This window comes from Streptomyces sp. 142MFCol3.1 (genome assembly GCF_000424945.1).
Classification (GTDB): domain Bacteria; phylum Actinomycetota; class Actinomycetes; order Streptomycetales; family Streptomycetaceae; genus Streptomyces; species Streptomyces siamensis.
In genome coordinates this window covers 1-8,920 of sequence record NZ_AUKV01000073.1, presented here as the reverse complement: position 1 = coordinate 8,920, position 8,920 = coordinate 1, and the positions used below count along the sequence as shown (strand labels likewise).

At 69.6% G+C, this 8,920-nt stretch carries 5 protein-coding genes and 1 pseudogene; 2 read left to right on the top strand and 4 right to left on the bottom strand.

The genetic code is table 11. From position 1 onward, the window contains the following. Nucleotides 1–203 (top strand): annotated as a pseudogene (locus H305_RS55580) (zinc ribbon domain-containing protein); the annotation flags it as partial. A 99-nt stretch (nucleotides 204–302) separates the two neighbouring features. Beyond that, nucleotides 303–1,175, top strand: a complete 873-nt coding sequence (locus H305_RS0143055; protein WP_037767396.1) for a fructosamine kinase family protein — start codon at nucleotides 303–305, stop codon at nucleotides 1,173–1,175. Nucleotides 1,176–1,451: 276 nt separating this feature from the next. On the opposite strand, the gene H305_RS0143050 is transcribed toward H305_RS0143055, so the two are convergent. The 4 genes from H305_RS0143050 to H305_RS48975 all read right to left on the bottom strand — a co-directional run. Then, entirely contained in the window at nucleotides 1,452–2,588 is a 1,137-nt protein-coding gene (locus H305_RS0143050; protein ID WP_028805869.1) for a Fic family protein, read from the bottom strand. A 229-nt stretch (nucleotides 2,589–2,817) separates the two neighbouring features. Next, on the bottom strand, nucleotides 2,818–4,014 hold the full coding sequence (locus tag H305_RS48980) for a PP2C family protein-serine/threonine phosphatase (protein ID WP_051371612.1): 1,197 nt from the start codon (nucleotides 4,012–4,014) through the stop codon (nucleotides 2,818–2,820). Nucleotides 4,015–4,295: 281 nt separating this feature from the next. Next, the gene (alsS, locus tag H305_RS0143040) at nucleotides 4,296–5,978 is read right to left on the bottom strand and encodes an acetolactate synthase AlsS (protein ID WP_028805868.1); all 1,683 of its coding nucleotides are present in this window, start codon (nucleotides 5,976–5,978) and stop codon (nucleotides 4,296–4,298) included. Nucleotides 5,979–6,658: 680 nt separating this feature from the next. Further along, nucleotides 6,659–8,920 (bottom strand): helix-turn-helix transcriptional regulator (locus H305_RS48975; protein WP_037767397.1); only part of this gene is annotated, 2,262 nt, incomplete at its 5' end.

Below are 8,920 nucleotides of genomic sequence, written 5' to 3'. Positions count from 1 at the left end.
TCTGGGAGTGCGCAGCCTGCGGGGCCGTCCTCGACCGGGACATCAATGCGGCGGTCAACGTCGCCAAGGCCGCCGGACTGGCGGTGTCAGCCTGCGGAGCGCGGGTAAGACCAGGACCCGTCCCGGCACAGCGCGAAGAAACAGGAACCCACCAGAAGTCGCGCCCGACAACGGCGCGGCAGGCGGGAATCGCCCTCCTTTAGGCGGGCGAGGATGTCAACTCACCACCCCCGGCATCTGAGCCCGGATCCACCATCGTTGATTTCGACTACGACGACGGGAGCACACCCGTGACAGACGCGATGTCCTTCCTGCTCGAACGCCTGCATGCGGCCGGCCTGACCGACGTCGTCGCGGCCGAGCCGGCCACTGGAGGCCTCGCGGCGACCGCGGGGCTCGCGCGCCGCGGTGACGGCACGTCGGTGTTCGTCAAGGCGTTCGGCGAGCCGCCGTCGGACGACGTCTTCGCCGCGGAAGCCGAAGGGCTAACCGTGCTGCGCGAGGCGGGCGGCGTTGCCACGCCCGAGATCATCCTCACGGACCGCGACTTGCTCGTGTTGACTGTGCTGCAGCCCCGGCCGGGCACCGAAGCCTTCTGGGAGCAGCTCGCGCATGCGCTCGCTCGCCTGCACACCACCACGCGGTACCCCCGATTCGGGTGGCACCGGGACAACTGGCTTGGCCGTCGTCGGCAGGTCAACACCTGGGATGACGACGGGTTCGAGTTCTTCGCCCAGCATCGTCTGCTGCGCTGGCTCGGGGAGCGTCGCGTCCAGGAGGCGCTCGACGCCGCGGACCGGGCGGCGCTGGAGCGGCTGTGCGACCGGCTGCCCGAGCTGCTGCCGGTCGGGCCCGCGTGCCTGACGCACGGCGACCTGTGGGCGCTGAACGTCATGGCCACCCCCGACGGGCGGCCCGCGCTGATCGACCCAGCCGTGTCGTACACGTGGGCCGAGGTCGATCTGGCCCACCTGTGGACGACGGCGCCACCGCCCGAAGCGCACGTGTTCTTCAAGCTCTACGCCGAGCTGACCGGGCTCGACCGCGACTGGCGTGAACGCATGCCGATCCTCCAGCTACGCCAGCATCTGGCCGTGATCGCTCAGTTCGACCCCGACTGGGGCGCCGCCGATCTCGTGCGCGCCACGCTCGCCCCGTTCCGGCGGCGGCCCTGAGCTCAGCTGGGTAGCCGCCAGACACGACACCGGCTTCGGAGTCAACCCCCGAAGGACTTCCAGAGCCGACCACTAAGTTCACGCTCGCCGCGTGATCAACGAAGCGTGTCCACCATCACGGGGGAAGGCCCCCTCGCAGAATGCGTTCGGGTCGACAGCGGCACCGTCGTCATGGAGTGACGGCGTAGTCCTGTGACATGGCCTCGGACTGGGCCGAGTCCCAGAGCAGGTTGGGCGGGCCACGACAGTCCAGCCCTTGCGGGAACCCTGAGGGGCTCAGGGACGGTAGGGGTGTGTCAGAGTCATGGGCGTCTGGGCGATGTCGATTGCATGCTGGGGAAATTGCCGGCCTGCAGTGTAGTGGCGGGCTCGTGTACGGCCAACGGGCCGGAGAATGTCAGCGTTTGTGAGTTCGCGCAGGTCGCGTTGAGCTTGCTGGAGGCTGAGGGCTTCAGCGTCCTGGTAGCGGGCGCGGCGCACGCGACCGGCCATGGCTACGTCGTGGAGCGCTGTGATGGTTCGTTCGTCGAGGCCTCGACGGTCGGTGAAGTCGGCGAGTGCGCTCCACACTTCGCCCGAGCGGGCGAGACGGCCCTGGACGGTTTGGGCCTGCTGATGGTACGCGGTGAGGTTGAAGCGGATCCACCCTGCAACGTCTTGATCGGGCTGGTAGTGGCTGCCTCGGTCGTTGAGTTCGCGGTAATACTCCCAGGTGTTACCCGGTCGTCCTAGCCAGCTTTCGATGGAAGAGAACTCCGGTGCCAGGACCGACTCACGAGCGATCATGAGTGTCTGCAGGGAGCGTGACATGCGCCCGTTGCCGTCGGCCCAGGGGTGAATGGAGACCAGGTGCAGATGGGCCATCGCAGCGCGTATCAGGGCGTGCGTGTCGTCGTCGGCGTTGAGCCAGTCGACGAGTTCCTGCATCAGGCCGGGGACGAGCTGGGCATCGGGGGCGGTGTAGGCGGCGATGCCGGGATCACGAGCGTCGGTGACATAGACGGGGCCCTTGCGCCACTGACCTGCGGGTCGGCGGACATTGTGACGATGCCCCTGCAGCATCCAGTGCAGTGCGTTGAGCAGGCCCTTGCTGTAGGAGAAGTCTTCGACATCGTGAAGCGTCTGGATGTAGGTCAGCACCCGTTGGTAGGCGAGTGTCTCCTCCCGGTCTTCTTCCGAGACGTCGACCTCGCTCTCGCCTTCCATGAGGTCCTCTACGTCGACCGTTGCCACTTTGAAGCCCTCGATGGAGTTCGAAGCCGCCACGGCATCCGCGGTGAGGAACTTTTTCAGGCCGGCCGTCCACTTTGCAGGAGAGGTCCGCACGTGGTGCCGCAGAACCTCGCGCATGCGGTCGATGTCTTCGAGGACCTGAAGATCCTTCGTGTCGAGTTCGGGGGTCGGGAAGAGCATGAAGCAAAGATAATGACGCAGTCATTGCGTCAAGGCGCAATCAGTACGCCGCTGCCCCGGCCGGAAGAGGGGGCCCGTCAGCACCGACGAAGCGTCGATCCCGAGAGGGCCTGACCACCGAGATCCACCCTTCAGACGGATCGTGCCCAGAGCACGAACGACGCCACGCTGACCGTTGCTTCGTAGGCGGTGGCGCTCGTTGTACCGGGTCACCATCGCGCGGACATGTTCAAGGGGCGGGACTGGCATGGTGGCTGTCCTCGGCGGCACTCCCCATGGATGGTGCGGCCCGGCGGCGCACCGCGACGATGGCGACGTCGTCCTGGACCTCCCCGCCCGCATGGACGGTCAGGTCGCTCATGAGGTGCCCGATCAGGGAGCGCGGCTCGTCCTTGGCGAGGAGCGCGAAGCGGTCCAGAGCCGGGTAGAAGACGCCCGCCTGGTCGCGGGTCTCGAGGAGGCCGTCGGTGTGCAGGAGCAGCGTGTCCTGCGGCTCGAATCCGAAGGTGTTGATCTGATAGGCCGTCTGGTCGCCGCCCAGGCCGAGCGGTGGCGCGGGCTGCGGCACTTCGAGGAGGTCCACCTTGGTGCCGTGAGAGCGCATCAGGTCGGGGTGGCCACAGCTGATCACGTGGACGACGTAGAGGTCGTCGGGTATCTCCAGGACGAGAGCGGTGATGAACCGCTCCGAGGCGTTGCTGTCTCTCTGGCCGGCCTGCTCGACACGGCGGCGCACGCTGGCGTCCAGGGACAGGGCGACATGCTCCAGCCGCACGTCGCGGTGCGCGGCTTCGCGAAAGGCGCCGATGACGGCTGCGGCGTCGTCGACTGCCGCCAAGCCGTTGCCCTGCACGTCGCCGATCAGCATGCGGACCGTGCCGTCGACGCGTTCGGCGGCGTACACGTCTCCGCCGATATGTGCGTGGGCTGCGGCCGAGCGATAGGCGGTGGCGATGTCCAGGCCTGCCACTTGACAGGGCAAGGGCGGCAGCAGTGCTCTTTGCGCTGTCTCCGAGACGGACCGCACCGCGTGAAGTGTTCGATGGTCCCCGTCCCGCAGGCGCCGGAACACCAGGACCAGGACGCAGACGATCAGCAGTCCCAGGAAGTCGATCGGGAGGATCAGGGAGCTGGTCAGACCGTCGTCGACGTCGACCGCGACCACGCCGAGACAGGCCAGGACGGTCATGCTGACGGTGGTACGCGTGTTGTCTGCCGCAGCGGTGAGAGCCGGCACCGCCACCAGCAGCACTACCAGGTGGACGTCCGCGGGGACGATCACGCCGCACAGGGTGACGCTGAGCAGGACGGCCGAGGCGAACCCGACCGCGATGAGCGGTCGTAGCCGTACCGACGAGAAGGTGACGGCAAGTGCCGCGGCAGTCGCGCGGGTTGTGCTGGTCGCGATGTGTGTCTGCGTCGTCATGAGAACCTCCTGCCGCGTGCGGCATGGGCTGGTCCGGCCGGTATGACAGGTGTCCTGTGGGGCTGGGGGAGCCCCTTGGTCGACGCCGTGTCAGGTGCGTCGCCTCACTGCGGCTGATCGGGCTCTGGCGCCACGGCGCGGTCGGTCTGCCCGGGCCCGGCATAGGGCCCTCGGGTGGGCTCGGCGGCTTGCCGGCTGCGGGCAGTGAGCTTCTGACGGTGCCGTGCCCGGGTGCCCGGGCGTAGCGAGGGGACTGCGCTGGAGCCGGCGTCGTCGGCCCGTCATCTGAGATCGCTGTCGTGGAGTTGCGCGAAGAGTTCCGTGTTGTGTGCGTAGTCGACCGGGACGTCGATGACCGTGACACCGGGGTCGTACAGTGTGGCCGGGGCGAGTGACCTGCGCAGTTCGGTCTCGAAGGCGTCCATGGTCTTGGTCCGGATCCCTCTGGCGCCGAACGCGCAGGCATACAGCGTGATGTCGTAGTCGCCCGAGCGGACACCGGAGGCTCTGCCGAATCTGCGATGCTCCTGGAAGGCCGCCATGTCGTGGGCGTTGTCCCGCATGATCACATGGGTGGCGTGGAGGCCCAGCCGGGTGGCGGTCTCTATTTCCGGGGCGCTGGAGAGGAACCCGCCGTCCCCGGAGACCGACACCACCTGCGTCCCCGGCCGCAGCAGCGCGGCGATCATCGCCCGTGGCAGGGCAACTCCCGGTACCTGCGGGCCGTGGGGGAGCAGGATGCGCCGCGGCTGATGTCCGCGGAGGTGACGGGCCATGTAGAGGTGCGAGCCGGTGTCGGACACCACGGTGGCGTCGTCCTCCACATGCTCGGCGATCTTCAGGATCACGGCGGCGGGATTGAGGCCGGCAGCGGTGGCCGGGACCGCCCGGGCCGCCTCTTCGATACAGGCCAGAGCGGCACGCTGCTCGGCCAGGGCGGCGCGGCTGCGGCCGCTGATCGGCAGCCCGGACAGCTCCCCGGACAGCTCCCCGACGGTCGCGGCCACATCTCCGCGCAGTTCCAGGGTGGGCTGGTAATGACTGCCGATCTCGGCGGGCAGTTCATCGATGTGGACGATCGTATGGACCGGGCCGGTGTTCCACAGGCCCGGATCGTATTCCGCGAGGTCGTAGCCGACGGTGATCAGGACGTCGGCGTGTGTCACCACGACGTCCCCGGGCTGGTTGCGGAAAAGGCCGACCCGGCCGCCGTACTGCTCCTCCAGGGTGCGCGGGACGATACCCGCCGCCCGGGAGGTCTCCACCACGGGCAGGCCTGTGGTACGGATCAGTTCGCGCAACGCGGCGCAGGCCTCGCGATCTGCACCACGCAACCCGACCAGAAGGACGGGCTGTTGTGCAGCGCGGATGATCTGCGCGGCACGGTGGATGTAGGCGGCGGGAGCGGGGCCCGAAGAAGGGTGCCTGTGCGGCTGGACGACGCTTGCCGCGGTGAGCGCGCCTGCGACGTCGTCCGCAATCACCACCGCGGCCGCACCGCGGGGCGGGGTGAGCGCCGCACGCAAGGCGTTGGCGATGGCTTCGGGGACGTCGTCGGGGTTGCGGACTTCGCAGGTGTAGGTGGTGACCAGTCTCAGTGCTGCCATGGTGTCCATCGACCGCCGGCTTCGCCCGAACCGCTCCCGGCGGGTTGTGGCCCCGCAGACAGCGATCATGGGGTACTGCTCCGTCGTCGCGGTGAGCAGAGCAGTCATCAGATTGGTGGTGCCGGCTGCTGAGGTGGCCAGGACCGCTCCGGGGGCGCCGGTCAGCAGCCCGACGGTTGCGGCCATCACGGCGGCGTTCTGTTCGTGGCGGCACATCACAAGTTCGGGGCCTTTGACGGACAGGGCATCGTGAACGGCATCGCTCCTGGTCCCGGGGACCCCGAAGACGTAGGGCACGCCGTACTGCGAGAGGGTCTCGGCCATGCGCTGGGCCGCGCCTACAGGTGAGGTGGGCATGTGCCGCCTTTCTGTGTCGGGTTGCGCGACGGCGGTGGGGAGTTGCTGCGCCGGGTGTGGTGCCGTCGCCGGGCCGGGCACTGCGGGTCCGGCCGGCGCTCGGCCCGGGCCGTCATGCGCCCTTTGCCCGGCGGGCTTGGCGTTCTGCTTTCGGCCGTGCCCGGGTGCGTGGCGAGGAACAGGGCGGCCGGGGGCAGGCCAGGTGCCTTTCGGGGCGGATGGCGATGTCCCTGGTGCCGCTCGTGAGCAGCCGGTCCACAAGGTCCTCGGGGACGGACGTCGCGCTGTCAGGGGGTTGAAGGCGCCCTGGCCCAAGTCGCCGCCGTGCCGCGCCGCTTGCAGGCCGTCACCCCGCCGCATGCCGTCGAGCACGTGGGGCGATCGCGGCGGCCGGGTGCTTTCCTGGAGCCGCTTCAAGGCGATGGTGCTGCCCGGACGGGTCGCGGGCGGGCAGGGAGGCATGCCCGCCGGTGGAATACCTCGTGGCAGGACACGGGAGAATCGGGTGAGGTCATAGGCGTGATCATGGCGGTCCGTTCGCTTTTGGCGATGTGTCGTGCGGGGCACGGCCGACGATGTGCCGCCGGCCCCCGCCCCGGTGCCGCTTCACCGACAACGGTAGGCACACGCCCCCCTCCGAGGGCATCACGTGAATGCGTAGTCGTGCCCGGGTCGCCGCGTCAGGACCGGTCCGCAACCCCGGGGAGCGGCTGCCCGTCCTGCAGCAGCCGGGCAAGCTGAGTACGCGTGGTGACCTTGAGCTTGCGGAAGACTTTGCGCAGGTGGTAGTCGACCGTGCTGGCGCTGATGAACAGCCGCGACGCGATCTCGGGATTGGTGGCCCCCTCGGCCGCCAGCATCGCAACATGTCTTTCCTGAGGAGTGAGCTGCCCGCCGAACCGGGACCGGCACGTGCGGGTGAGTTCGCCGGCCGCCGAAAGCTCGCTGCGGGCCCGCGCGGCGAAACCGTCCATGCCGAACCGCACGAACATCTCGTGCGCCTGGCGTAGTTGGCCGCGCGCATCGAGGTTGCGACGCTCGCGCCGCAGCCACTCCCCGTACAGAAGATGGACACGGGCCACCACGGCGCGCAGGCCGGTGCACTCGAGCTGTCCCAAAGCCGTGCGGTACAAATCCTCGGCATCCGCGCCAACCGCAAGCAGAGCCCGGCAGTGTGCCTCGACGCCTGCGGCCCAGTGGCCGGAGCAGGGCCCGGTCGTCTGGCACAGCTCCCTCAGCGTGTCCTGGGCCAGGTCCTGGTGTCCGGTACGCACGGCCGCCTCGATGAGCTCGGCCAGCGCCCAGTTGCGGATCCGATGGACGCTGGAGTCGGCGCCGGCCTGGCAGGCGGATTGCAGCGCCTGGTCGTAGCGGCATGCACCGTTGTGGAGCACGGCGGTGGCCCATTGCAGGTAGGTCAGCGCCACGCCTTCGCCCCGCGCCGTCGCGTCCCGGGTCGCGGTGCGGATCACGGCAGCGGCCTCGTCATCTCGGCCGCGGAAGACGGCGAGCCCCACCTCCGCGTAGGGGACGGGGCCGGCTCCGGTCATAAAGGTGGCGTCGGCGGCCGTCTCGGCCAACGACGCGGCCTGCAGGAGTTCCCCGCTCAGCAGGTGCAGCAGCGCACGTGTGGCTGCGGCAACCGGGAGAATGCTCAGTGCTCCTCGTTCCTCGCACGAGCGCAGCAGCCGCGTGGCCAGCACTCGCCACGCCTCGTCGTCCCACAACAGCCCGGCGCTGTGGCCGGCCAGGTTCAGCCAGTACAGTTCCTCCTCAGGGGCCAGTTCCTTCGTGGTGAACGCCGACACCGCCCTGCGCAGCAGCGGAACTGCGGCGTCGCGGCCTTCGACGATCATCAGCGTCAGCCCGTCCAGCAAGAGGTCGGAGGCGCACGGCACGGACGCCGCCAGCACCCGGCGAGCACTGTGGGCAACCTCCGCGATCAGATGCTCGCCGCCCAGCCGGCCCGCGAGCATCGCTGCGGTCAGGGCCTGCAGATAGACGTCCCTGGCACGGCAGACGTCGATGGACTCGAAGCGGCGGGCCGCGCGCAGCAGCACAGGGGCGGCGCCGGTGATGAAACTGCGGGCAAAGGTGATCTGCCCTCGCAGCAACTCACTGTGGGCGGCCCGCAGCTCGTCGGCGGGTCCCCGGTCGGCCAGGGCAAGCAGGTCCAGAGCGCTGTCGTACGCGCCGGCCTGCCCTTTGGCGCGTGCCGCAGACAGCGCCCGCTCCGCCCTGGCGGCGGGGTCGGCAGTGAGCGCGACCGACCGCTCCAGGAAAGCCGCGGCAGCAGCGATACCGCCGCGTGCCAAGGCCCGGTGAGCCGACCCCTCGAGCTCCGATGCGGCTTCCTCGTCGAAGCCGACGGCAGCCTGCGCGCGGTGCCAGGCACGCCGGTCGGGTTCTGAAGGAGCGGTGACATCGGCCAGAACCTGGTGCGCGGCCCGCCGCTGCGACGGCGCCACCGCCTGATAGACAGCCGACCGCACCAGGGGATGGCGGAAGACCACCTGCGTGCCGATGGACACCAGTCCGTCGGCCTCGGCCGCCGCCGCGGCCGAGACCCCGATTCCCAGACGGGCGGCCGCGCGCCACAGCAGCGCGGAGTCGCCGGTCGGCTCCGCCGCGGCCACCAGGAGCAGCATCCGGGTGGCCGGCGGAAGGCGGAGGAACCTGCTGCGGAAACTGTCCTCGAGGCGCCCCGGCACGGCTGAGATGTCCAGCGGACCGAAACCGCCCACGAACCCGGCAGCCGTCATGGCCCGGGGCAGTTCGAGCAGAGCCAGCGGATTGCCCCGGGCCTCCGCCGCGATCCGCTCCACGACCCCCTCGTCCAACGGCACGTGCAGAGCCGAGTGCAGCAGGGCGCGGGCGTCGCCAGGGCCGAGCCCGGTCAGTACCACCTCCTGCAACCCGCCCAGACCACCACCGGCATGGGC